A 23,853-nucleotide genomic window follows, 5' to 3' on the forward strand; every position below is an offset into this window, starting at 1 on the left:
TGGCCCGGTACGCTGGTGATGATGGTCGGCGGCCTGATCGGTGGTTACCGCGGAGGCGCCGTGGCGCGGCACATTCCGGCACCGGCGCTGCGGCCGTCATCATCACCTGTGGCTTCGCGCTGTCGGTCTACTACTCCTGGGACATCCATCTGAGGCCGGCAAAAGGCTGAGACGGTGATTGCGCTGGCCTCCCCCCTTTGGCTAAGACAGCTTGCCAGAGAGGAGCGGCATGGACGCGTTCACCATCGAGTCATATTGTGCCAGCCTGCGTCGCGGGCAGCATTCCGCATGAGAGTGCTGGCGGCGATTGCCCGGGTGGGTGGCCGGTTCCTGGCCGGAGGGGTCGTGTTCCTGCTGGCCCTGCTGGCCGGTCTCTATTTCCATCTGCGCACATCGTTGCCCGACTATGCCGGTACGGTGCGCGTCGTCGGCTCACAGGCGACGGTCGATATCGTGCGCGACCGCAACGCCGTCCCGCACATTTTCGCAGGCTCGTTAGAGGATGCGATGTTCGGCCTGGGCTACGTGCATGCCCAGGATCGGCTATGGCAGATGGAAATGATGCGGCGCGCCGGCGCAGGCCGGCTGTCGGAAGTCCTGCCGCCGGCGCTCGCCGGCACAGCCGTGGTCGATATCGACCGCACCATGCGTGCATTGGGCGTCTACCGCCGAGCCCAGGACAGTCTGAATGCTCTCTCACCCCGCTCGCGCAAGCTGCTGGAGGCCTACGCCGCTGGCGTCAACGCGCACATCGCCTCTCACAAAGGCTCGTTCGGACCCGAATTTACCCTGCTGCAGGTGACGCCGGAACCCTGGCAGCCCGCCGACTCGCTGGTCTGGGGCAAGCTGATGGCGCTGAGCCTTGACGGCAACTGGCGCGCCGAACTGTTCCGCGCCCGCCTGATGAAGAAGGTGGGCGAAGGGCGCATGCTGCAGATGTTTCCCCAGCTGGGCGATGATCGCGAGTCGACGCTGTCGATCCTGGGCGATGCACTGCTGAAGTTGCCGCTGGACCGCCTGTTCGGCATCACCGACAGCGACCTGACCCGCAAACGCGAAGCCTCCAACGAGTGGGTCGTCGCCGGTGCACACACCAGCAGCGGCAAGCCGCTGCTGGGCAACGACCCGCACCTGGGCCTGAACGCGCCCGGCATCTGGTACCTGGCACGGCTGGTCGGGCCCGATTTCGATATCCGTGGTGCGACCTCGCCGGGCTCGCCTGCCGTCGTTCTGGGCCACAACGGACGCATCGGCTGGGGTTTCACCACCACCAACCTTGACAGCCAGGACCTGTTCGTCGAGCGCGTCGATCCCGGCGATCCCGGCAAGTACCTGACGCCCGACGGCAGCCGACCGTTCAACGCGCGCGAGGAATACATCAACGTGCGCTTCGGCGATCAGGTGAAGATCCGCCTGCGCACGACCCGCCACGGCCCGGTGATCTCCGACGTGCTCGATCCGAAGACGGTGGAGATCGAGGGTGGTCACGTGCTGGCGCTGTCGGCGACGGCGCTCGACCCCGGCGATACGTCGGCCGAAGGGTTCCTGGAACTGGGCCTGGCGCGCGACTGGGACCAGTTTTTGGCGGCTGCCCGCAAGATCGTCTCGCCGATGCAGAACATCGTCTATGCCGACACCGCCGGCAACATCGGCTTCGTCGCACCGGCCAAGGTGCCGATCCGGCGCAAGGGCGACGGATTCCTGCCGGTGCCGGGCTGGACCGGCGAGTACGACTGGGCAGGCTTCGTGCCGTTCGAAGAACTACCCCGTGCCTACAATCCGCCGGGCGGCATCATCGTGAATGCCAATGCGCGGCTGGTGCCCGGCAACTTCCGCCATTTCATCAGCCGCGAGTGGGCCGAACCTTACCGGCAGCGACGGGCCAACGCCCTGCTGTCGGGAGCCGGCCAGCACGCGATCGGCAGCATGATCGCCATCCAGGAGGACACGTTCTCGCCCGACACCGCCGACACGCTGCCGTTCCTGCTTGCCGCAGCACCACGCGATGCGCGCCAGGCCAATGCCATCGAGCTGCTACGGCATTGGAACCGGCGGATGCTCGCCGATCGGGCCGAACCGCTGATCTACACCGCCTGGCTGCGTGCCCTGCAGCGTGTGCTTTATGCCGACGAGTTGGGCGAGGCGCTGTTCAAGGATTACGCCTCGCCCAACATTGCCTTCCTGGTCACAATCCTGCGCGACCATCCGCAATGGTGTGACGACGTCACCACACCCCGTGCCGAAACCTGCCCGGAAGCGATATCCAAAGCGCTCGACATGGCCTTGGATGAGCTGCAGAAACGCTATGGCCCCACGATGGAGTCATGGCGCTGGGGCGATGCACATCAGGCAACACACCGTCACGCCCTGTTCGACCCGATACCGCTGCTGCGCGACGTCGCGTCGATTCGCTTTCCGGCCGATGGCGGCATGCATACCCTCAACCGGGCATCCCCTGCCTTCCGTGACGGGCGCGAACCGTATGCCGACGTGCATGGCGCCGGCCTGCGCGCGATCTACGATTTCGACGATCTCGACAACAGCCGTTTCGCGATCCCGCTGGGGCAGTCCGGCAACTTCCTGTCGCCCTGGTACGCCAACTTCGTGACCGGGTGGCGCGCCTTCGACTATCTGCGGATTGACGGCAGCTACCGTTTCCGACTGCAGCGCGAGGGCATCGGTACCATCAGCCTGGTGCCGCCGCCGAAGTGACATCATCCGCCGGCGCCAGCCAGCCGCGGTAGTGCACCAGACGTCCGATCACGGGCAGGCCGATCTCGACGTCGAAGCGAAAGCGGCCCTCGGCGTCCATCCCTTCGCTGGCAGCGATACGAGGCAGCAAAAAGCGTGGCAACGGAACACCCAATACCCTGCCGCCGCGCAAGAAGAACTCGATGCCTGTCGGAGAAGCAACACCTTGCATGTCCAAGGCCGCAATACTGAAACGTTCGACGATAACGTCACGCCTTCGACCGGCATGCTGGCGTGATGAGAACGCGTGCTTCCCGAAAGTCCTATGCCATGTCTCAACGCCGTCACGGACGCTGAAAGCCACGTTCACCGGTACGCTGCGGCAGGTTGCCGGAAAGCGGAATACACGTGCGGCAAGCCACGCCAGTGGACCATCTGCCCCGTCAACGTCGGCGTGCCCACGCCAGACAGCACTCGCCGCGACATCATGCAACCTGGCGACCGGCGCGGGCAATGAGTCATAGGCGTCACCGATGCTATGCACGTAGAGTGGCTGCGCCTCGTTCGTCGCCCAATGGATTGCTCGGCCCTGGGCCTCGGCCAGGATCTCCTCCATCGTCAGCAAGCCGATGCACGGCACAGCGCCCCGCGCTTCGAGGGCGCCGCGTGACAGCTTGCGCACCAATGCGACCGAGGCCAGTGCCGGTATCCACGGCCCATCGCCTGCTTCGGCCATCAGGCGCCAACGCCGCGTGATCGCCCGGCCACCGGCGCCACGACCGGCGACGTCCACCAGCATCCCACCACGATCACTTCCCACGCCGCGCACCCGATCGGCCAACCAGCGCAAGATGCCCGTAAACGGCACCAGCGATGCAATCCAACGCCAGCGCACCAGCCACGACAGCAGCCACAACCCGACATGCAGGATCGATAACTCCAGGCCGGCGTGGAACGCTACCCGTTCGCGCACGTCATAGCGCGCGGGCAACAGCGCCAGGTCGGGAACGTCGCACAGCGAGAACCAGCGCTTTCCCAGGCCGGCGCCGTCGGGCAGCGCCAGAACACGGCGGTGCAGATCCTGCCAGCCGATACCGTCGGTCCAGGTGCCGCCCCGCCACAGCCGCACCGGATGCCCGACATAGCTCAGGATAGCCGCGATGGTCGCTCGCCCCCGCGGCGCGCGGTTGCCCGGCGTAATGGCAATGTCGATGGTGTCGACGCGGGACAGGCCCTCGGTCAGATGGTCGATGGCGGCATCCGACAACGCCGGCACCGAACTGGCACCGGATGCCACCAGGACACCGGCTTGTCGCGCCGCGGCATCGAGTACGCCAACGCCGCAGACGAACGCGCGCGCATCGGCCAGATCGACATAGTGGATACCGAGCCGGATACAGGCCTCGGCAACGCGATAGTCCGACTCCTGGAACGGCCCAGCGGTATGGATGACAGCGTCCGCGCCCAGGCGCGCGAGGTTGTCTGCCCAGTCCGTCGCCTCAACGTCGAGTGTTGCCGCCACGATATCGTGGCGATCGTGCTGGCGGCACAGCTCCGCCGCCAGCGCGACTGCCGGCTGTTTGCTGCGCGCGGCAATAACGACGGCGATGCCGGGGTCATGCGCCAGCAGCCGGCAAACGCGCGCGCCGAAAGCGCCCGTGCCGCCGATGACAACGACGCGAAAGCTCGCCATCGCCATCAGCCGAGGAAACGCGCGACGATATCCGGGCTCGGCACCAGGCATGTATCGCGACGGCCGAACCACGCATAGCGGTTGGCGGCGATCCGGTCATAGGCCCAGTCGCGCAGCAGCCGCGGGCAAACCCGCAGGACGCGCGTCAACGGCCAGGGCTGGCGCAGACGAGCGGCGATGCGGAAATAGGCACCCGACTTGAAGTAGGCACGCCCCGACTCGATCAGGATGTAGCTTTCATACGCAGTGGTCGACATCCCGAGGTCATGTAAGATCGCGCTCCCCAGGGCCGACTGCGCCGGCACGAAACGAAAGACGCCGGCCGGATCGCGTGTGATGACGAAGCGTACGAAGCTGGCGCACAGGTTGCAGACGCCGTCGAACAAGATTACCGGCCCGCCGGCCGGCAGGACCACCGTAACGGGCTGGCCATCGGGCGGCACCGTGCGCGATCTGCCCATATCCCTTCCTGTTCTTGCAGGCAGCGTCGCCTATCGCGGGCACGCCGACGAGGCGCTACTTCGTCGCACGATTGCGCGCCTGGCGGCGCCGCTCGTACCGACTGTCGCTGGCGTGTGACTCAGGATCGTCATCCCGAGCGCAGCGAGGGATCTTTCGATGCAGGCGCACCCGTCGTGCGTCACTTCAAAAGATCCCTCGCTGCGCTCGGGATGACAGCTGTATCCTGGGCACTGCGTTGCTGGCCGTACGACCTGTACTTGACGAGGACCCGGTCGATCTCGGCATCGTCGAGCACCGGCGGATCCCCGATTGAACGGCACAGCAGATATTGCTTGGCCAGTTCCTCGACCAATACCGCCAGAGACAGGGCACGGGCGAGATCACCGTGAGCCGCGATCACGCCGTGATGCGCCAGCAGACACGCGCGACGGCCTTCCATTGCCCCCAGCGCGGCATCGGACAGTTCCTGGGTCCCGAAGGTCGCATAGGGCGCGCAGCGGATAGTGTGACCGCCGACCGCCGCGATTGAGTAGTGCAGTGCCGGAATCGCTAGACCCATGATCGCGAGTGCGGTGGCATGCGTCGAATGCGTGTGCACGATGGCGTTCAAATCGGATCGTGTCAGCAGGATGTCGCGATGGAAGCGCCATTCGCTGGAGGGTAGAACGTCACCATCGAATGTGCCGTCCATGCGCATGTGAACGATCAGGCCCGGCGCCAGTCTGTCGTAGGCGATGCCGGTCGGCGAAATCAGGAAACCATCCTCGACGCGCACACTGACGTTGCCCGATGTGCCATTGTTGATACCCAGGCCGTTCATCGCCCGGCAGGTCTCGATCACCGCATTGCGCAGTTCATCATTGTCGCCAGCCATGTCTTCTCTTCCCTGCTTCAAGCAACGCCCGACAGGTCACGTCGCATCACGATCCGCCGCACGTCGGGCAGGCCCCGAATGCGGATGCATGCCAACCCTGATATGGCCCGTGCAGGCTCGCGAGCATGTCTGCCGCGTCCTGGGCCACCTGCCGCAACTCGGTCGCGCACGCGGCCGCTTCTTGAAGAACCGCGGCCTCGTCGAACGCCTCGATCCGGCCGGATTTCAGCAGCCAGTCGCCGCCGACCATCAGGGCCTTGACCGAACGTGCATCGCCATGAACGACAACGGACTCCAGGCTGATCGGCGCCGCGGCAAGCCCACCATCGGCAAAATCAATGACCAGGAGGTCGGCCGGCATGCCGGCCGCCAGGCGGCCCGGCGCTGCCTGCGGCCCCAGCGCGCGGGCGCCTTCACAGGCTGCTCGGATCACATCAGGCGCTTTCACCCAGCGCCCGAAATCGGATCCGGGTGTGCGCTGCGCGGTCAACATGTGGCGCATGATCTCGAACACGTCATGACGGCCGCCGGTGTTGGAGGAATCCGTGCCCAGGGCGAGCGCCATGCCGGCATCAAGAGACGCCCGGACGTCAAAACGCCCCGCCCCCAGCATCAGGTTGCTGGCCGGATTGTGCACGACCGTCACGCCATGGCGGGCCAAGCGGTCGCGGTCTTCACCGGTGAGCCAGATCGCGTGCGCGATCGACAGCCGGGCATCGAGAAGGCCCACGCGCTCCAGTTCGGCCACCATGCCGGACGGCCATCTTCTGCGGGCGTGAACGGCCTGCGGTGACGTTTCCAGCACATGGGTGTGGCTGCCGAGATCGAGCTCATCGCGAAGCTGCAGCCACAGGTGCCACAGGCGATCGGAGCATCGCTGCGGTGCGTTGGGCCCCAGTAGAAGCCGCACCCGATCATTCACGCGGGTGCACGCATGCAGGTCGACGTACATGTCACGTACCGCCTCGACACTCCTGGGTGCCAGCGGTGAGAGCCGTCGCATGATGTCGGCATCGAGTGGAATGCCGAGGATGTCCTCGTCCGCCAGATCGGCGAAGAATGGGGCAAAGCCGACCCGCAATCCGCTGGCGACATGTGCCTCCAGGGCGACATGGGCAAACCGGGTTTGCGGGAAATGATCGATGTAGCCGCCGATGCCGTTGCGGATCATCTCCGCCGCGGTCAGCATCACGGCGGCCCGCACGCAGCGGTCGGTGAAGGCTCGTCCGTAGTTGATCGCGTAGTACGACCATAGTTCCAGGGGAAAAGAATTCTCGGTTCCCCGCAGAAGCGTGGACGTCGAATGGACATGGCCGTCGAACAAGGGCGGCATGACCAGCATGCCCGCGGCGTCGAAGACCTCGTCGGCGGACGCACTGGCCGCATCGGCATCCGCAGGCGACAGCAACCGCTCGATCCGGTCTCCCACGATGAAGAGTCCGCCGCGCACCGGCACATCACTGCCGGTCCATATGGATCCACCGCGGATACAGATTGTCTTCGAGTGAGCGCCTCGCATGACGGCGGCCATCACGAGAAGTGCGCGCGCAGGACCGACGCGCCGAAAACACCGTCACACGTCGCGATCGCGGTCACGAAATCGGGCGGCGTCACATCGAACGCGGGATACCAGCCGCGCGCCAGCGGCGACGCCGTCGGCATGCCCAGGCACATCAGGCTTTCCTTGCCGTCACGCTCCTCCATCTCGACGTCCGCGGGTGACGCCGCCTTGGAGTCGGGCGCCTGCACCATGGCGATATAAGGCAACTTGAAGTGGCGGGCCGCGATGGCGAGCTGAAGCGTGCCCACCTTGTTGATGACATGACCGGAGAGTGTGACGCGATCGGCCGCCGTCATGAACCGCGAAACCATGCCGCGATCCATGGCATGCGCAGCCATGTTGTCCGTGATCACGGTGACATCGATGCCCATTTCAGCAACGCTGTGTGCCGTCAGGCGCGATCCCTGCAGGTAGGGTCTGGTTTCCGTACAGATGACCTGCAGCCGCTTACCCTGGCGCAATGCTGCGGCCAGCGTATCGATGAAGCTGGTTTCAGCCCAACAGTGGGTGAGGATCGTGTCGCCGTCGTCAACGAGCGTCGCGGCATGCTCGCCCAGCCGACGACTGCGCGCCCAGCGCCAGTTCCATATCTCGCGCATTTCCGCTTCGAGACAGGCGGCGAAATCGCCTTCACCGGCCAGCTTGTGCGCTGCCTCCAGCATTCCGGACACCGCCACGCGGATGCCGTTGTTGGTTGCCCGCGTGCGACGCAAACGCTCCGCCGCGCTGACCATTTCATCCAGACGCTCGCGCGCCGACTTCTTTCGTTCGGCAGCACGCGCGGCCAGGACCATGCCCGCGCTGGCGGCAAAGAACGGACCGCCGCTTTGCGTGACCATGTCTTCAATCGCCACCGCGACCTCCTCGTGGGTCCGGCAGTCGACGAACTGTTCCTTCAGGGGAAACACGCGGCGATCCAGAATGCGTACCCGGTCGCTTTCAAGCAGCACCCCTCTGCGTACGATGGTCGGAAAAGCGATATCGGTCAGCGGCATTTATCAACTCCTGAGGTGGGCGGCTTCCACCTCACACGGGCTTCATCACCTCGAGCGTCAGCGTCGCCCGGCCTGATCGAACGCCGGCGGCATCCCACGCGGCCAGGCGTCGCACGGCTTCAGCGCCAACCCGGCAGGCGCGCTCGATGCCGCCATTGTCACCCCAGTCGCCGGATATCCGGTTCGCGATGACTGAGCAGACCGCGCCCGCCCGCAGGTGGTAGAGGCGCGCGAGGGTCAGGAGTGCCGCGGTTTCCATCTCGAAATTGAGCACCCCGGCCCGCTTCATTTCCTCGAAGATCCGATCCCCTTCCGGCGACCTGTAGTCCTTGAATGCCGGACGCCCCTGGCCGGCGAGGAAGGAGCCTGCCGTCGCGCCGGTGCCGACGCGAAACGTCAGGCCTTGCGCGGCGGCAGCGTCAACCAGGGCAAATGTCACCTCATGCGATGCCGCCGCGGGAAACTCAGGCCGCACATAGAGATGAGTCGTGCCGTCGAGCCGTACGGCGGCGTCATTGATGATCAGCGACCCGGTCGCGATGTCGGCGTGCAGGGTCCCCGTGGTACCGACACGGATGAACGTGTCGACGTTGAGCCGGGCGAGGTCCGTGAAGACGAGTTCCAGCGACGGTGCCCCGATACTGGTCGAGACCGCGCCGATGCGCACGCCTTCGTAGGTTCCAACAGCCGCGCAATAGCCGCGCGGCAGGTCGATGATCTTGGCGTCATTCCATTGCTCGGCCATGACCTTGATACGGTCCGGGTCACCCGGCAGCAGGACGTAGCGTGGCAGATCAAGCGCCGCCAGGGCGGACAGCCGCCGCTGGTCACCGCTGGTGGCGGTCGCCGTCGACTGGGATGTGGTCATCGTTCTGAAGCCCCTTCAGTTTGTCCGCCAGCGGACGAACACGTGTTCAAGCAAGGCGACCGTTCCGAACATGGCGAGCGCCAACGCCGATGACGTCACGATCGCGGCATAGAGCAGCTCGGTCCTGTAATCGAACGTTGCCTGGATGATGAGAACACCGATGCCGGTGTCGGTACCGATCCACTCACTGACGATGGCACCGATCACGCTGGTCGTGCAGGCGATGCGCAGCGCCGCGAAAAGAAACGGCAGTGATCGCGGCAGGCGCAGGCGGAAGAACACCTCGCGGCGGCTGGCCGACATCACGCGCATCAGTTCCAGCTCGGAAGCCGACACCGACTCGAAGCCACGGATCATGTTCACCAGCGTCGGAAACAGGCAGATCACCGCAGCAATAATGATCTTGGACGCGATCGACACACCGAACAACAGGATCAGGACCGGCGACAGCGCGATCACGGGGATGGTGTTGAAGATCACGGCGACCGGGAAATACATCCGCCGCAATGTCGCGCTGTGAATGAAGATCGTGGCCAGCGTCACGGCGATGAAGTTGCCCACGAAGAACCCGCACAGTGCCTCCATCGCGGTCGGCATCAGGTTGCTCAACAGCAGCGACCGATTGGTCCACAGTGCGCCGACGACCGCGACCGGGTTGGGCGCAATGAACGGCCGCACCTCGAACAGAACGATCACCGCCCACCACAGGGCGAACAGAGAGGCCGCACCGCTGATTGGCCACAGCCAGGTTGCAGACTTCATGAGCGTGCCGTATCGCCATAGGCACGCTCGAGAATGGCGCGCAGCTCGGACGTGATGGTGAAGAACTCGGTGGTGGCCCTGTCGATGCGGTTATCGGGTTTCCGCGCGTCGAGGTCGATCTCTTCGATGATTCGGCCCGGATTTACGCCCATCACCACGACCGACTGCCCCAGGAACGCCGCCTCCGACAGGCTGTGGGTGACGAAGACGATCGTCGTGCGGGTTTCACGCCAGATCCGCAGCAGTTCGTCGTTCAACCTGTCCCGCGTGATCTCGTCCAGCGCGCCGAAGGGCTCGTCCATCAGCAGGATGTCGGGGTTGGTCACCAGGGCCCGCGCAATCGAAACACGCTGTCTCTGGCCGCCCGACAGTTCGTGCGGCAACGCATCCTCGCGGCCGGCCAGCCCAACCAGACGGATCAGGTCTTCCGGCTTGCGGTTCGGACGGCCGACTTGCCGCCAGTTGCCGACCTCGAGCGGCAAGCGGACATTCTCCAGGACGGTTCGCCATGGCAGCAGGGTTGCGTCCTGGAACACGAATGAGATGCGACGCGCTTCGCGCACCTGCGCCGGCGCCTTGCCGAAAACGTGCACCTTGCCCGCGCCGACGGCCAGCAGGTCGGCAATGGCGCGCAGCAACGTCGACTTGCCGCATCCCGATGGCCCGATCAGGACCACGAACCGCCCGGCGTCAGCCCGCAGCGAGACGCCGGTGAACGCCGTGATGCGACGCGCATTCCTTTCAAAGCTCACCTCCAGGTCGGTGAGCTCGATCGCCTGCTCCTGGTTCATGATCTATCCCAGCCGCGGGCGGGCAGCAGACGTCAGCTCGAGGATCTCCTGGGTCGCAAAGCCAGCGAGGTCCGGGACGCGGGTCTTGAAAGTACCTTCGGCGCTGCCGAAGATCTCGATCTGCCGCGCGATCCGCGCATTGTCGAAACAGCCCCAGCCGTGCGCTTTCGTGGCGCCATTGAAGGCGATGCCCATCACGATGTCGACGGTGTCGCGTTCAACGTCGCGCTCGAGATTGGGATAGGCGTCGCACATGATCGCCACCGCTTCCTGGCGGTTGGCATAAGCCCAGCCCCACCCCTTGGCGGCGGCGCGGACGAACCTCGCAAGCGCCGGCTTCTGGCTTTCATAGGTCTCCGAAGACGCAAAATAGGGATTGGCGTAACTGGTGACGCCGGCATCCTCCGAGGTCATGACCACGCGATCGGGCCCCAGGACCGAGAGCGCCTTTGTGTTCGTCAGGAAACCGGTCACCGCATCGACCTGACCTGCGATCAGCGGCGTCATGTCGACCCCCATGGTCACAATGCGCACCTGGGCCGGATCGATCTTGTGCAGCGCCATGATCAGCTGGAGGGTGAAGCGGCCGTTGGGGTTGACCGCGACCGTCTTGCCCACGAGGTCGCGCGGATGGCGGATCGGCGATCGCGGCAAGGATATGTAGGCATAGGGCGAGTATTGGTAGCCGCAAGCGAACAGCTTGATGGGGCGCCCGGCGCCGTAGGCCACGAGCGCCTGCGACGTGGTGGAGAACTCGCCGATCTGCGCCTGGCCGGAAAGAACGGGCGGCAATGTCTGGGCATTGGGACCGCCGGCACCGAATGTGACGGCAAGGCCCTCCTCGGCGAAGAAGCCCTTCTTCTGCGCGACGATGTCGCCGATCTGGCCGTTGCCCATCAGCCAGTCGTACTGGACCAGGATCTTGGTCTGGCCCTGCGCGTTCAAGCCGCCGATCGACGTCAGTGCTCCGCCCGCGAGCCCCAGGCCCGTGGCCGACAGAAGCACGCGTCTGCGATTCAAACCCGGTCCGGTCATCGGCCGTCTCCCCGTCGTCATTGTTCGGTTGTCTTGGTGCAGCCCGGAAACGAACCGAAGCTATCGGGGACGGCCTGGCCGAAGAAGAACCAGTCGCCGCAAATCGCCGGAGCCAGAATCGGTTTTGTCAGCCGGCGTCAGTGCGTGCCGTGGCGAGCAGTCGGATGCCGGCTTCGATCTGCGCGGCGTTCATTGTCGATACCGCCAGCCGCAGGAAATGCGTCGGTCGATCGGCGCCGAGGAAAAAGCGGTCACCGCAATCGATCGACACACCGACGCGACCCGCCGCCTGCACCAGTCGACGCCCGTCGGTGCCGGCGGGCAGTTCGATCCAGAAGCTCGATGCGCCCGCGCAATGCCGCCAGCGGCAATCGGGCAGCCAACGGTCGAGGGCGGTCGCCATCGCCGCCGAACGGCGGCCGAGTTCGCTTGCTGCCCGACGGAGGTAGGCCCGGTAGTGGCCATGCTTGATGAAGATCGCCAATGCCCGCTGGTTGTTGCCGGGCGGATGGCGGTGCATGAGCCGCCGCAAAGCCCGCAATTTGCGGACGACGACAGGATGCGCCACCACGAAACCAACCCTCAGGCCCGGCGCCACCAGCTTGGAGAGGCTGCCGATGTAGACGACGCGATGGCCGGTATCGAGGCTCTTGAGTGCCGGCGGCATCGCGGCATCGCCGAGGAATTCCGTTTCGAACGTGTCCTCGACGATGACGAAGTCCCGGCTTGCCGCGCGCTCCAGCAGCGCCTGCCGCCGTGCCAACGGCATGGTCGCCGTCGTCGGGTTCTGATGGCCGACGGTGGCGTAAACCACATCGCAGGTATCGAGCTGCGGCGACAGGACAAGGCCGTCCTCGTCGAGCGCCAGCAGCCGAATATCGGCACCGGTCAGGCGCAGGATCTCCGCCATATCCGGCATGCCCGGGTTCTCGATACCCGCCCGGGTACCCTGCCGGCTGAGCAGCTGTGCCACCAGATAGCGCCCCTGCTGACCGCCCAGGGTGATGATGATTTCATCCGGACGGGCCCAGATGCCGTGGTGCGGCAGAACGTGCTTGCGCAGCTGTTCGACCAGCTCGGCATCGTCCTCGTCGACCATGTCGCGCCCCCACCGCGCGATCTCGAGTACGCTGAGGGCGGCGCGCTCGCACTCCCGCCACTGCGCGGCGGGGAAAAGGCTCATGTCCAACTGGCCGTACAGGAACGAATAGCGCGGCCCTGGTCCGGCGTCGGCACCGGCGGTCTCCGGCTCCGCGACGGGCCCGGTGCCCAACCGGCGCTGCCAGTGCAGCCCTTCGTTCCGGTTCTGGCGTGGGCGGGCGACCGGAACAGGCGGCCGATCGGCCACGAAGACACCCGACCGCTCACGGGCAACGAGATAGCCCTGCTCGACCAGCCCAGCCAGGGCGGCCATCGCCGTATTGCGCCCGATGCCCAGCATACGGGCAAGGTCGCGGCCGGACGGCAGGCGGGCACCCTGCGGCACCCGGTTGCCCTCGATCGCATCGATGACCGCCTGCATGAGCTGGATGTGGGCGCGGTCCTGGCGATCAAGCGGCGCCAGGATCCGCTCCCAGGCAACCGGAGGCTGACGGCGGTTCCGGGTGCCTGGCCAGGTCGCGACCGGTTCCGGCTGTCCTGTTTGACGTCGCGTTTGCACCACCGGCCCGCCCCAGCGCCTTATTGCAGCCGCCTATCTTCATACGGTGACTACCCGCACGCGCAAGAAATTTGCGCAGTCCGCCTGTCGGCACGGTGGTCCACCACCACGCGGGACTCGCCCACCGCCCACGCAATAGGTACAGTTTCAGGGTGGCCGGTCTTCGGCTGCCTGGCTCCCATGGGATGGTGCGGCACTCGATGTTCATCCGGCAGACCACGGTACCGTTGCGTTTCTTCCGCACGACCCCCGCGCTGCGCTGCCCGTACCTGCCCAATCGCTTTGAAACCAAGCTGGTGACCGAGCTGGGCGGCCCTGACGCGCTCGACATCCACGACCAGCTCACCGACGCCGGCTTCCGCCGCTCGCACCACTATGTCTACAAGCCGCTGTGCGGTACCTGCAGCGCCTGTGTGCCGGTACGCATCCCGGTGGACACCTTCACCCCCAGCCGCTCGCAGCGCCGGACCTGGCGCTCGAATCAGGCCGTGAGCGGTGCCGTGGTACCACCGATGGCGACCAGCGAGCAGTTCGCCCTGTTCTCGCGCTATGTGGCGGCTCGTCACGGCGATGGCGACATGGCTGAGATGGACTTCGACGACTATCGGGCAATGATCGAGGAGAGCCCGGTCGACACCCACCTGGTCGAGCTGCGCGAGGATGGCCGGCTGGTGGCCGCCTGCCTCACCGACTGGCTCGGCAACGGCATATCGGCCGTCTACAGCTTCTTCGACACCCGCCTGCGCCGCCGGGCTCTGGGTGTGCAGATCGTGATGTGGCTGGTCGAGGAGGCACGCCGGCGCGGCCTGCCCTACGTCTACCTCGGCTACTGGATATCGGGCGCCACCAAGATGGACTACAAGGCCCGCTATCGCCCGCTGGAGGCGCTGGGCACCGCCGGCTGGGAGCCGTTCGATCCCGACGGCTACGACGACGACACCCTCTAGGCAGCACGGTCGACCATGCCTCGACGCGAGCGGCCCTTCGGCAAGTCGTGGCGTGGCGGGCTGACCGGCATCACGCAATCGACGCGGGCTTACGAGGACTGGCTGCGTACCCAGTTGCCCGACGGCTTCGCCCCCACCGATCTCGATCGCAAGCATGCCAAGATGCGCGATAGCGCCTTCTCGTTCCTGCGTGCCACCTATTGGCGCTGGGCCGAGACGGTGTTCGAGGTCTGCCCGGAACTCGCCAACGCGCCGACGGTTCTGGCGGTCGGCGACACGCACCTGGAGAATTTCGGCACCTGGCGCGATGACGATGGCCGCCTGGTCTGGGGTATCAACGACTACGACGAAGCGGCCGAGATGCCGTTCGTCCTCGACCTGGTGCGGCTGGCGACCAGTGCGTTGCTGGCCCGCGGGCGGCGCGACATGCCGGCGCGCGAGGTCTGCGGTCAGATCCTGAACGGTTACCGCGATGGCCTGGCGGCACCCGAGCCGCTGGTCCTCGAGCGCGAGTACAAGTGGCTCCGTAAGGCGGTCGTCGTACCCGAGAAGGACCGCGCCGATTTCTGGCGCGGCATCGACAAGCTGCGCCGCCATCCCGATCCACCCGCGCGCTTCGCCGCCGCCCTCCAATCGGCCTTTCCCGAGCCGTCCGAGCCGCTGCTGATTCTGCGCCGCGTCGCCGGCCTGGGCAGCCTCGGTCGCCTGCGCTTGGTCGGGACTGTCCCTTGGCGCGGTGCATCGGTGGTGCGCGAGGTGAAGGCCGTCACGCCGTCCGCCTGGACCCGTGTGCCGGGGCGCCCCGATGCCGGCATTCGCTGCCAGGAGATCGCCACCGGCCGCTTCCGGGCGCCTGATCCGTGGTTCGCCCAGCACGGCGATCTGGTCGTGCGCCGACTGTCGCCCAACAACCGCAAGATCGAGGTCGACGATAATCTGTCGGCTCTGCTGGCCGCCGACATGCTATGGGCGATGGGGCGCGACCTCGCTGCCGTGCAGGCCGGGGTCGGCGACCGCCGCGATACGCTCGACACCTACCTCAAGGACTATGGCCGCGGCTGGTTGCTGGACGCCGCGGAGAAGATGGCCTCCGCCGTGCGCACCGAGTACCTGGCGTTCAGCAGTTGAGCTTTGAGCGGGCGGGCCGCCGCGCTCTCAGGGGGTCAGATCGCGTGGAGGCCCAGCAGCGCCAACGCCACGATGCCCAGCGCGATGCGGTACCAGGCGAATGGGGTGAAGCCGTAGCGGCTGATGAACGTGATCAACCGCGACACCACGATCATGGCAACGACGAAGGCGGCCCCGAAGCCCAGCGCGATCAGCACGATGCCGTCGCTGTCGGCCCCCAGCGTCGACCAGTTCTTGTAGACGTCATAGACGGTGGCGCCCAGCATCGTGGGTATGGCCAGGAAGAACGAGAACTCGGCCGACGTCGGCCGATCGACGCCCAGCAGGCGGGCCCCCATGATGGTGGCACCCGAGCGCGAGACACCGGGGATCATGGCCACGGTCTGACAGAATCCGATGCCCAGCGCCGTCTTCCAATCCAGCGAATCGACAGCCTTGATCGAAGGCCGCGGCGCCACGCGCTCGATCAGCAGGATGGCGAAGCCGCCCACCACCAGCGCCACGGCGACAACCCAGGGGTTGAACAGCACGCTCTTGATGACGCCGTGTGCCAGCGCGCCGATCACGGCCGCAGGCAGGAAGCCGATCACCACGTTGGCGGCGAACTGCCTGGCCACGCTGTCGCCGCTCAATACGCCGGCGACCGTCTGCCAGATCTTGACACGATAGAGCCAGCACACAGCCAGGATGGCACCGAGCTGAATCACGATCTCGAATACCTTGCCCTTGGGGCCTTCGAAGCCCAGCGCCTCTTCCATCAGGATCAGGTGGCCGGTGGACGACACCGGGATGAATTCGGTGAGTCCTTCCACGACGCCCAGCAACAGGGCCTTGAGCGCGATGATCACATCCATGCGGACCTCAGTCGGGCTACGTCTGTCATCCCGAGCACAGCGAGGGATCTAGGCGCCGTCCCTGGATCCCTCGCCACGCTCGGGATGACAGGAGGCGCTTGGGATGACCGTTGTGCGCAACGGAATCAGAACTTGTTGGCGCGGGGTGAGCCGAGCGGCGGCAGGCGGCCGGCCTGGGCGCGCTCGCCGATCCACTCCTTCAGATCGGCCTTGGTCTTGGTACGGCCAGCCCACTGCAAACCCTCGGCCAGCACGAAGGCCTTGGCGTCGGAGAGCCCACCGTCTTTGTGCTTCTGCAGGATCACGCCACGGCCCCGCGTCATCTCGGGCACGTCGCCGATGGGGAACACCAGCAATTTGCGGTTCTCACCGATGGCGGCGACATGGTCGGCGCCCTCGGCCACGATGCTGCAGGTCACCGCCTCTTCGCCCTCGCCCAGGTTCAGCACCTGCTTGCCGGCCTTGGTCTGCGCCACGACCTCGTCCTCGGGCACGATGAAGCCGCGCCCTTCGTAGCCGGCGACCAGGAACTTGCGGCCGCCCTTGAGCACCAGCAGGTCGACGATGTCCTGCTCGTTGCCGAGATCGATCATCAGGCGGATCGGCTCGCCATGACCGCGGGCGCTGGGCAGCCGATCGACGCCGATGGTGTAGAAGCGGCCATTGGTGCCGAACACCAGCAGCCTGTCGGTCGACAGGGCGTGCACGGCGAACTTTTCGCGATCGCCTTCCTTGTACTTCAGGTCGGCGATGCCGCCCGGCTCCAGATGGCCCTTGGCGGCGCGGATCCAGCCCTTCTCCGAGCACACCACCGTCACCGGTTCCTTCTCGATGAAGGCGTCTATCGGCACATCGACCGGCGGCGGTGCGTCGGCGATCTCGGTGCGGCGGCGGCCCTTCTCGGTCTTGGGCCCGTAGCTCTTGCGCAGCTCCTGAATGTCGGCAGCGATCTGTTGCCACTGCTTCTTGTCGTCGGCCAGAAGCGCCTTCAGATCCTTGCGCTCCTGCGAGAGCTCCTTGTGCTCCTTCTTGATCTCGATCTCTTCCAGGCGGCGCAACGCGCGCAGGCGAAGGTTGAGGATCGATTCGGCCTGCAGGTCGCTGAGCTTGAAGCGCCGCATCATCACGGCCTTGGGCTCATCCTCGTTGCGGATGATCGCGATCACCTCGTCGATGCTGAGGTAGGCGATCAGATAGCCGTCGAGGATCTCCAGCCGGCGCTCGATCTCGGCCAGACGATGGCGCGAGCGGCGCTGCAGGACGACCTGCCGGTGATCGAGCCAGGCCTGCAGCGCCTGGCGCAGATCCATCACCCGCGGCACCTGGTCTGAGTCGAGCACATTGAGGTTCAGCGGGAAACGGATCTCGAGGTCCGTGACCTTGAACATCTGCTCCATCAGGAGCTCGGCCGGCACGTTGCCGGTCTTGGGCTCGAGTACCAGGCGGACGTCCTCGGCGGATTCGTCGCGCACGTCCTCCAGCATCGGCAGCTTCTTGGCGTTGATCAGCTCGGCGATCTTCTCGACCAGCTTGGCCTTGGCCACCTGGTAGGGCACCTCGGTGATCACGATACGATACTGCCCGCGCGGCAGGCTTTCCTTCTCCCAGCGCGCCCGTACGCGGAACGACCCGCGTCCGGTCTTGTAGGCCTCGATGACCGATTCGCGCGGCTCGACCAACAGGCCGCCCGTGGGAAAATCGGGGCCCGGCACGTGCTCGACCAGGGTCTCGATGCGCGCGTTGGGCGCCTTGATCAGGTGCAGCAGCGCGTCACACAGCTCGCCCACGTTATGCGGCGGGATCGAGGTCGCCATGCCGACGGCGATACCGGCGGCACCATTGGCCAGCAGGTTGGGGAAGGCGGCCGGCAGCACCACCGGCTCGCGCTCGGCGCCGTCAAAGTTGAGGCGGAAGTCGACGGCATCCTCGTTGATGCCAACCAGCAGCGCCTGCGCGACGTCGGTGAGTCGCGCTTCGGTGTAGCGCATGGCCGCGGCGTTATCGCCGTCGATGTTGCCGAAATTGCCCTGGCCGTCGACCAGCGGATAGCGGGTGGCAAAATCCTGCGCCAACCGCACCAGCGCGTCGTAGATCGACTGGTCGCCGTGCGGGTGCAGCTTGCCCATCGTGTCGCCCACGACACGGGCGCTCTTCTTGAAGGCGCCGGTCGGGTCGAGCCGCAGCTCCTGCATGATGTAGAGCAGGCGGCGATGCACCGGCTTCAGGCCGTCGCGTACGTCGGGCAGCGAACGGGCCATGATGGTGCTGAGCGCGTACGACAGGTAGCGCTCGGAGAGCGCCGAGCCCAGGGCGACGGTACGGATGGGCGCCGGCGGTGGGGGCGGCGGCGCCGCGGTCGAGGTTCGTTTTGCCATAGATCGAGGGGTCTGTGGCCGAATCAGCCACTATTTGTTGTGCTAAGCCGTTGAAGGGTTTCGATAAACCGGTCGCGCGCCGGTGGCAAGGGTTTGTTGTGTGGCCAAAAGACGTGGCGCTCCAGGAAATAGCCCGTGAGCGCCAGCCCGACGAGCACATCGGCGGTCTGCGCGCCGCTGCGCGCCGCCAGGAAAGCCGGCAGTGCCAGAAGCTTGTCCTTGTATGGCTCGCCGGCGGACCGGCTCACTGCCCGGCCGGTACGCGGCGAGACATAGGCCAGATCCTCGGTTACTCCGGTCGCGGCGCATTTTTCCAGATCCAACCCGAAGCCCAACTCCTGCAGCAGGCCCAGTTCCAGGTGCACGTAGATGACCGGCCAGCCGTCATGACCCAGCGCCCCCAGCAGGGCCGCCACGCCTTCGAACAGGGCCGGATGCGGCTCGCGCTCGGGCAACGCGGCATCCAGGGTGGCACACGCCGCCAATAGACCAGCCAGCGCCTGGGGATCATCGAGCGCGCGGGCCGCGTGCGCCGTCAGCAGCTCGCCCTTGAACGAACCCAGTTGATCCGCTAGCCGTGCCCGCCACTCGGTCCGCACACGGTTGCCCGGCTGCCAGAGCGGCCGTTGCCGCGTGGAAGCGCCGCCGTAGACCAGTCCGGCATGGCGGCCGTGGCCGGCGGTCAACAGCGACACCACCAGCGCCGACTCGCCGTGCGCACGCGCTGCCAGCACGATGCCGTCCTCAGTCCACTCCACGGAACCCCTCGATCGTTCGCTCCCCAGCAAAGCTGGGGACGATTCACAAGCCTGTCACCGGTGCGTCATGACGCTGTTGCCGCCCCGGCGCATGGCTGGCGTGGCTTAGCAGATGAACGCCCCTCCATGAACAGCCCGAACGGGCGCTCTCTTCGCCGGCGTCGCCTGTTGCGCACAGGCACCGCGGCTGGGCTGTCGTTGTGCACATCCGCTGTCGTACCTCGCGTCTTTGCCCAGACGTCCGACCGGATGCGCCCGCAGATCCCCTTCGGCGTGCAGACCGGTGATATTGGCGCCGACGGCGCGCTGGTGTGGGCGGCCGCCGACCGGCCGGCGCGCATGATCGTGGAGTACGCTACCACCGAGAGCTTTCGTGACAGTCAGCGCCTGGTCGGCCCCAGCGCGCTCGACGTCAGCGACTACACGGCGCGCATCGCGATCACCGGCATCGCGCCGGGCCAGACCGTGTTCTATCGCGTGACGTTCCTCGATCTCGGCGATTATCGCACCCAGAGCGCACCGTCGACCGGCTCGTTCCGCGTGCCGCCGGCATCGGGCGATCGCGACGTGTCGTTCGTGTGGACCGGCGACACCGCCGGTCAAGGCTTCGGCATCAATCCCGACTGGGGCGGCATGCGGCTCTACGACGCGATGCGCCGCACCGATCCGGATTTCCTGGTGCATTGCGGCGACCAGATCTACGCCGACAACCCGATCGCGTCCCACGTCACGCTCGATGACGGCAGCGTGTGGCGCAACGTCGTCACCGAGGAGAAGGCGAAGGTCGCCGAGACCCTGCGCGAGTACCGCGGCAACTACCGCTACAACCTGATGGACGACAACGTCAGGCGCCTCAACGCGGCCGTGCCGACGATTATGCTGTGGGACGATCACGAGGTACGCGACAACTGGTTCCACGCCCAGCGCATCCAGGGTGACGACCGTTACCGCGAAAAGAGCGTGGGGCTGCTGGCCGCCCGCGGCATGCGGGCTTTCCAGGAATACAGCCCGATCCGCCTGGATCCCGACGATCCCGAACGCCTCTACCGCAAGTTCGCATGCGGCCCACACCTGGACCTGTTCCGCATCGACATGCGCTCCTATCGCGGTGACAACGGGCCCAATCGCGAGACGGCGCGCAGCGCTGCAACGGACTACCTGGGGCCGGCGCAACTGGTCTGGTTGAAGCGCGCGCTGCTGGCCTCGACGGCGACCTGGAAGGTGATCGCGGCCGACATGCCGCTGGGGCTGGTGAGCTGGGATGACGCCGGCGGCGCCGAAACGCCGGCCAATGGCGATCACGGCGCCCCGCTGGGCCGTGAGCTGGAGATCGCCGGCCTGCTGTCGTTCATCCGGCGCGAGGCCATCCACAACGTGGTCTGGATCACCGCCGACGTGCACTACTGCGCCACGCACTACTACGACCCCGGCAAGGCCACAGTCGGCGACTTCCTGCCCTTCTACGAGTTCATTTCCGGCCCAGCCAATGCTGGCGGCTTCGGCGCCCTGGAGCGCGACGGCACGTTCGGACCCCAGGTGCTGTTCCAGCGCGTGCCGCCGGCCAACCGGCAGAACCTCGCCCCCAGCCAGGGCATGGCGTTCTTCGGCCATGTGAAGGTCGATGGCCGCAGCGGGTTGATGACCGTCTCCCACCGCGATGCCGATGGGGCCATCCTGCATACGACCGAACTGGCGCCGACTCCTGGCAAGGTTTGAGCACAGGCGCTTTCCCCGATGTGCTCGACCACCGCTTTGAGCGAGATTTTTTTGAGTGGTGTCGCATCGACGCCCTCCCAAGCGTCCTTGGGATGACCGAATGGACGCAATGGAGGACGGCGCATGATGACGATCTCTGCTTTCCGGTGGGTTCCCGAGTTTGCCCAAGGCCAGGTGCGCGATCTGCGCGCCCGTTGGGCACTGGAAGAAGCCGGCCTGCCCTACCGGACACGCCTCCTGGAGCAAGGCGATCAGGACAAGCCCGACTATCGCGCCCTGCAACCGTTCGGGCAGGTTCCGATCCTGGAGGAGGACGGCCTCGTTCTCTTCGAGACAGGCGCCATCGTGCTGCACATCGGCGAGAGGAGTGAAACGCTCCTGCCAAAAGACAGGGCTGCCCGGGCCCGCGCCACGCAGTGGCTGGTGGCAGCACTCAACTCGATCGAGCCTTTTCTCATGAATGTTGTGCTGATCGACCTCTTCTACGCGAACGAGGCGTGGGCCAAACTGCGCCGTCCTGGCGCGGTCGATTTTGCGCGCAGACGCCTGTCCGCGCTTTCCCAGACGCTCGGCGACAAGCCCTACCTCGACGGCGAGCGCTTCACGGCCGGCGACCTGATGATGACAACGGTACTGCGGATTCTGAAGTACACTGACATCGTCACGAGCGACAAACGCCTCTCGGCATATATGGATCGCTGCATGTCGCGGCCCGCCTTCAAGCGCGCGTTCGATGCGCAGATGGGAGACTTTAAGGAAGCCGCGTAAGCCTCGATGCCAACAGCTCAGGCTGGTCACGGCAGCGTACGTCCGAGGCCAGTCGAGCCCACCTCATGTGAGAGGAATAATTTCTATATATTTCAATATAGTATGCGTATTTTCTAAATCAAAATTTGAGCAACCTCACAGCCCCTAATTCATCTTCCATCTTAAGATTACACCGCCACCTGATGTGCGGCGGAAACCAGGGCGCGCGCGCTGGCGCGCAGGAGCAGAATGGCTTCGCTGCTCGAAAGTACTTGAGAACTGACGAATGCGCCGTTGATCAATAAAGATAATTGGCCAGCCAACTCCTGCGGCCTGGGCACGTGCAGCCGCTCGGCGATCCCCTGCAGGCGGCGCCGCATCTCCTGCTTGTGGGCCACGGCCACCTGGCGTGCCGGATGATCGGCGTCGGGAAATTCCGCTGCGACGTTGAGTTGGGGGCAACCGCGGTAGTGCGGCCGCCCGACGCGCTCGCCGATCCAGAGGAGATGGGCCTCCAGTTCGGCGACGGGGTCCGCCTGATGAAGCCGGGCAACGCCATCCCAGCAGGCCCAGAACTCTTCGTCCTCGCGCTGCAGAAATGCCGCGATGAGATCGTCCTTGGTCCGGAAGTGGCGGTAGAGGCTGGTCTTGGCGACGCCCGCCTGCGCCACGATCAGATCGACACCGACGGCGCGGACACCCTGGCGATAGAACAACGCCGAGGCCGTCGCGAGAACCCGATCCCGCACCTCAGCCGAGTTGCCGGACGCGTCCAGCGCTTCCGCAGGCTTCACCTGATTGTCCATCAGCTCTCCCTATCATACTGTCACTTGACTCGCTACAGACCTGTTCGTACTGTTACGAAACAAACAGGTCTGTATCGCATTGGGAATGACTTATGAGACAGGAGCGCCAGGTGGGGCGGCAGCGCCCGGTCGCCGTCTTTGGTGCGTTAGGGCATACGGGACGGTTTGTGGTCGCGGCGTTATCGCGGCAGGGATTCACCCCGATCGCCATCGGTCGCGATCGCGCGGCACTGGCCGCGTCCGGGTTCGATGCGCGCGGTACTCCAACCCGGGCCGCCACCGTTGATGATCCGGCCTCGCTCGATGACGCGCTGGCCGGCGCGACCGCGGTCATCAACTGCGCCGGCCCGTTTCTGGACACGGCGGAGGCTGTGACTGCGGCGGCGCTGCGGGCGCGTATCCACTATCTCGACGTGACGGCCGAGCAGGCCAGCGCACACGCCGTGTTCACGGCATGCGATGCGGCAGCACGCGCCGCCGGCGTCATCGTCATGCCGGCGATGGGCTTCTATGGCGGCCTGAGCGACCTGCTGGCCACGGCAGCCGTCGGTGACTGGGAGCGCGCCGACGAGATCCGCATCGGGATCGCATTGGACAGCTGGCGGCCGACACGCGGTACCCGTGTCACCGGACAGCGCAACACGGCCCCGCGACAGGTCATTGCCGACGGCAAACTGTCACCGCTGGCCGCGTCGGAAACGTCGTGGGATTTCGCCGAGCCGTTCGGCCGTCAGGATGTGATGGCACTGCCGTTCTCGGAGGTCCCCCTGATCGCACGTCACCTTCGGGTGACGGAACTGCACACCTACCTCAATCACGCGCCGTTGCGCGACCTGCGCGACGCCACGACCCCGCCGCCGACTGCCGTTGATGACAGCGGACGATCAGGACAGACATTCCTGGTTGACGTGATCGCCAGGCTGGGAAACCAGACTCGCCGCACCAGCGCGCGGGGACAGGATATCTATGCCGTCACTGCGCCGCTGATCGTCGAGGCGGTACGGCGCATTCTCGATGGCGAGGCGCGGGGTGCCGGGGCTCTCGCCCCGGGCGCGGCATTCGACGCCCCGCACTACCTTCGGGCCGTCACACCCGAGCCTCTGTCAATCGATATCCCGGGTCCGTAGATG

20 protein-coding genes are annotated in these 23,853 nt (G+C 65.9%); 6 read left to right on the forward strand and 14 right to left on the reverse strand.

The window, feature by feature from the left end:
• Positions 1-288 precede the first annotated feature (288 nt).
• Positions 289-2,712: a penicillin acylase family protein gene (locus tag FQU96_RS25015; protein WP_146544080.1), complete on the forward strand. Its 2,424-nt coding sequence runs from the start codon at positions 289-291 to the stop codon at positions 2,710-2,712.
• Here FQU96_RS25015 and FQU96_RS25020 read toward each other — a convergent pair.
• From FQU96_RS25020 to FQU96_RS25065, 10 genes are all read right to left on the reverse strand, one after another.
• Complete coding sequence (locus FQU96_RS25020) at positions 2,687-4,384, reverse strand: SDR family oxidoreductase (protein WP_178130691.1); 1,698 nt, start codon at positions 4,382-4,384, stop codon at positions 2,687-2,689. The two genes, FQU96_RS25015 and FQU96_RS25020, sit on opposite strands and share 26 nt — an antisense overlap.
• A 5-nt stretch (positions 4,385-4,389) precedes the next feature.
• On the reverse strand, positions 4,390-4,845 hold the full coding sequence (locus FQU96_RS25025) for a thiol-disulfide oxidoreductase DCC family protein (RefSeq protein ID WP_146544082.1): 456 nt from the start codon (positions 4,843-4,845) through the stop codon (positions 4,390-4,392).
• Positions 4,846-5,024: 179 nt separating this feature from the next.
• Positions 5,025-5,720 carry a class II aldolase/adducin family protein gene (locus FQU96_RS25030; protein WP_146544083.1) on the reverse strand — a complete coding sequence of 232 codons (696 nt, stop codon included), beginning with the start codon at positions 5,718-5,720 and terminating at the stop codon, positions 5,025-5,027.
• Between the two features lie 46 nt (positions 5,721-5,766).
• Complete coding sequence (locus FQU96_RS25035) at positions 5,767-7,170, reverse strand: amidohydrolase family protein (RefSeq protein ID WP_178130692.1); 1,404 nt, start codon at positions 7,168-7,170, stop codon at positions 5,767-5,769.
• A gap of 80 nt (positions 7,171-7,250) precedes the next feature.
• A complete protein-coding gene (locus FQU96_RS25040) occupies positions 7,251-8,276 on the reverse strand; it encodes a s-methyl-5-thioribose-1-phosphate isomerase (protein ID WP_218574851.1) in 1,026 nt (341 codons plus the stop codon).
• 31 nt (positions 8,277-8,307) lie between these two features.
• On the reverse strand, positions 8,308-9,144 hold the full coding sequence (locus FQU96_RS25045) for a nucleoside phosphorylase (RefSeq protein WP_146544085.1): 837 nt from the start codon (positions 9,142-9,144) through the stop codon (positions 8,308-8,310).
• Positions 9,145-9,159: 15 nt separating this feature from the next.
• The gene (locus FQU96_RS25050; protein WP_146544086.1) at positions 9,160-9,906 is read right to left on the reverse strand and encodes an ABC transporter permease; all 747 of its coding nucleotides are present in this window, start codon (positions 9,904-9,906) and stop codon (positions 9,160-9,162) included.
• On the reverse strand, positions 9,903-10,697 hold the full coding sequence (locus tag FQU96_RS25055) for an ABC transporter ATP-binding protein (protein ID WP_146544087.1): 795 nt from the start codon (positions 10,695-10,697) through the stop codon (positions 9,903-9,905). Before FQU96_RS25055 ends, FQU96_RS25050 begins: the two co-directional genes overlap by 4 nt.
• A gap of 3 nt (positions 10,698-10,700) precedes the next feature.
• Positions 10,701-11,732 carry an ABC transporter substrate-binding protein gene (locus tag FQU96_RS25060; protein ID WP_178130693.1) on the reverse strand — a complete coding sequence of 344 codons (1,032 nt, stop codon included), beginning with the start codon at positions 11,730-11,732 and terminating at the stop codon, positions 10,701-10,703.
• Positions 11,733-11,859: 127 nt separating this feature from the next.
• On the reverse strand, positions 11,860-13,392 hold the full coding sequence (locus tag FQU96_RS25065) for a PLP-dependent aminotransferase family protein (protein ID WP_146544089.1): 1,533 nt from the start codon (positions 13,390-13,392) through the stop codon (positions 11,860-11,862).
• Positions 13,393-13,592: 200 nt separating this feature from the next.
• Here FQU96_RS25065 and FQU96_RS25070 point away from each other — a divergent pair, with 200 nt between their 5' ends.
• The gene (locus FQU96_RS25070; RefSeq protein WP_146544090.1) at positions 13,593-14,339 is read left to right on the forward strand and encodes an arginyltransferase; all 747 of its coding nucleotides are present in this window, start codon (positions 13,593-13,595) and stop codon (positions 14,337-14,339) included.
• 15 nt (positions 14,340-14,354) lie between these two features.
• Complete coding sequence (locus FQU96_RS25075; protein ID WP_146544091.1) at positions 14,355-15,467, forward strand: DUF2252 family protein; 1,113 nt, start codon at positions 14,355-14,357, stop codon at positions 15,465-15,467.
• Between the two features lie 35 nt (positions 15,468-15,502).
• Here the strand turns inward: FQU96_RS25075 and FQU96_RS25080 are convergent, their stop codons facing one another.
• The 3 genes from FQU96_RS25080 to recO all read right to left on the reverse strand — a co-directional run bounded on the left by FQU96_RS25080 (position 15,503) and on the right by recO (position 19,454).
• Entirely contained in the window at positions 15,503-16,321 is an 819-nt protein-coding gene (locus FQU96_RS25080; RefSeq protein WP_146544092.1) for an undecaprenyl-diphosphate phosphatase, read from the reverse strand.
• 125 nt (positions 16,322-16,446) lie between these two features.
• On the reverse strand, positions 16,447-18,696 hold the full coding sequence (parC, locus tag FQU96_RS25085; protein ID WP_146544093.1) for a DNA topoisomerase IV subunit A: 2,250 nt from the start codon (positions 18,694-18,696) through the stop codon (positions 16,447-16,449).
• 23 nt (positions 18,697-18,719) lie between these two features.
• Positions 18,720-19,454, reverse strand: a complete 735-nt coding sequence (gene recO, locus FQU96_RS25090; RefSeq protein ID WP_146544094.1) for a DNA repair protein RecO — start codon at positions 19,452-19,454, stop codon at positions 18,720-18,722.
• Between the two features lie 126 nt (positions 19,455-19,580).
• Here recO and FQU96_RS25095 point away from each other — a divergent pair, with 126 nt between their 5' ends.
• Together FQU96_RS25095 and FQU96_RS25100 are read left to right on the forward strand one after the other, a co-directional pair.
• Positions 19,581-21,170: an alkaline phosphatase gene (locus tag FQU96_RS25095; RefSeq protein WP_146544095.1), complete on the forward strand. Its 1,590-nt coding sequence runs from the start codon at positions 19,581-19,583 to the stop codon at positions 21,168-21,170.
• A gap of 123 nt (positions 21,171-21,293) precedes the next feature.
• Positions 21,294-21,938: a glutathione S-transferase family protein gene (locus FQU96_RS25100; RefSeq protein WP_146544096.1), complete on the forward strand. Its 645-nt coding sequence runs from the start codon at positions 21,294-21,296 to the stop codon at positions 21,936-21,938.
• 167 nt (positions 21,939-22,105) lie between these two features.
• On the opposite strand, the gene FQU96_RS25105 is transcribed toward FQU96_RS25100, so the two are convergent.
• Complete coding sequence (locus FQU96_RS25105; protein WP_146544097.1) at positions 22,106-22,723, reverse strand: TetR/AcrR family transcriptional regulator; 618 nt, start codon at positions 22,721-22,723, stop codon at positions 22,106-22,108.
• 92 nt (positions 22,724-22,815) lie between these two features.
• Here FQU96_RS25105 and FQU96_RS25110 point away from each other — a divergent pair, with 92 nt between their 5' ends.
• A complete protein-coding gene (locus FQU96_RS25110; protein WP_146544098.1) occupies positions 22,816-23,850 on the forward strand; it encodes a trans-acting enoyl reductase family protein in 1,035 nt (344 codons plus the stop codon).
• Positions 23,851-23,853: the final 3 nt, after the last annotated feature.

The sequence above is a fragment of the Reyranella sp. CPCC 100927 genome (assembly GCF_007859315.1).
In the GTDB taxonomy this organism is placed as follows: domain Bacteria; phylum Pseudomonadota; class Alphaproteobacteria; order Reyranellales; family Reyranellaceae; genus Vineibacter.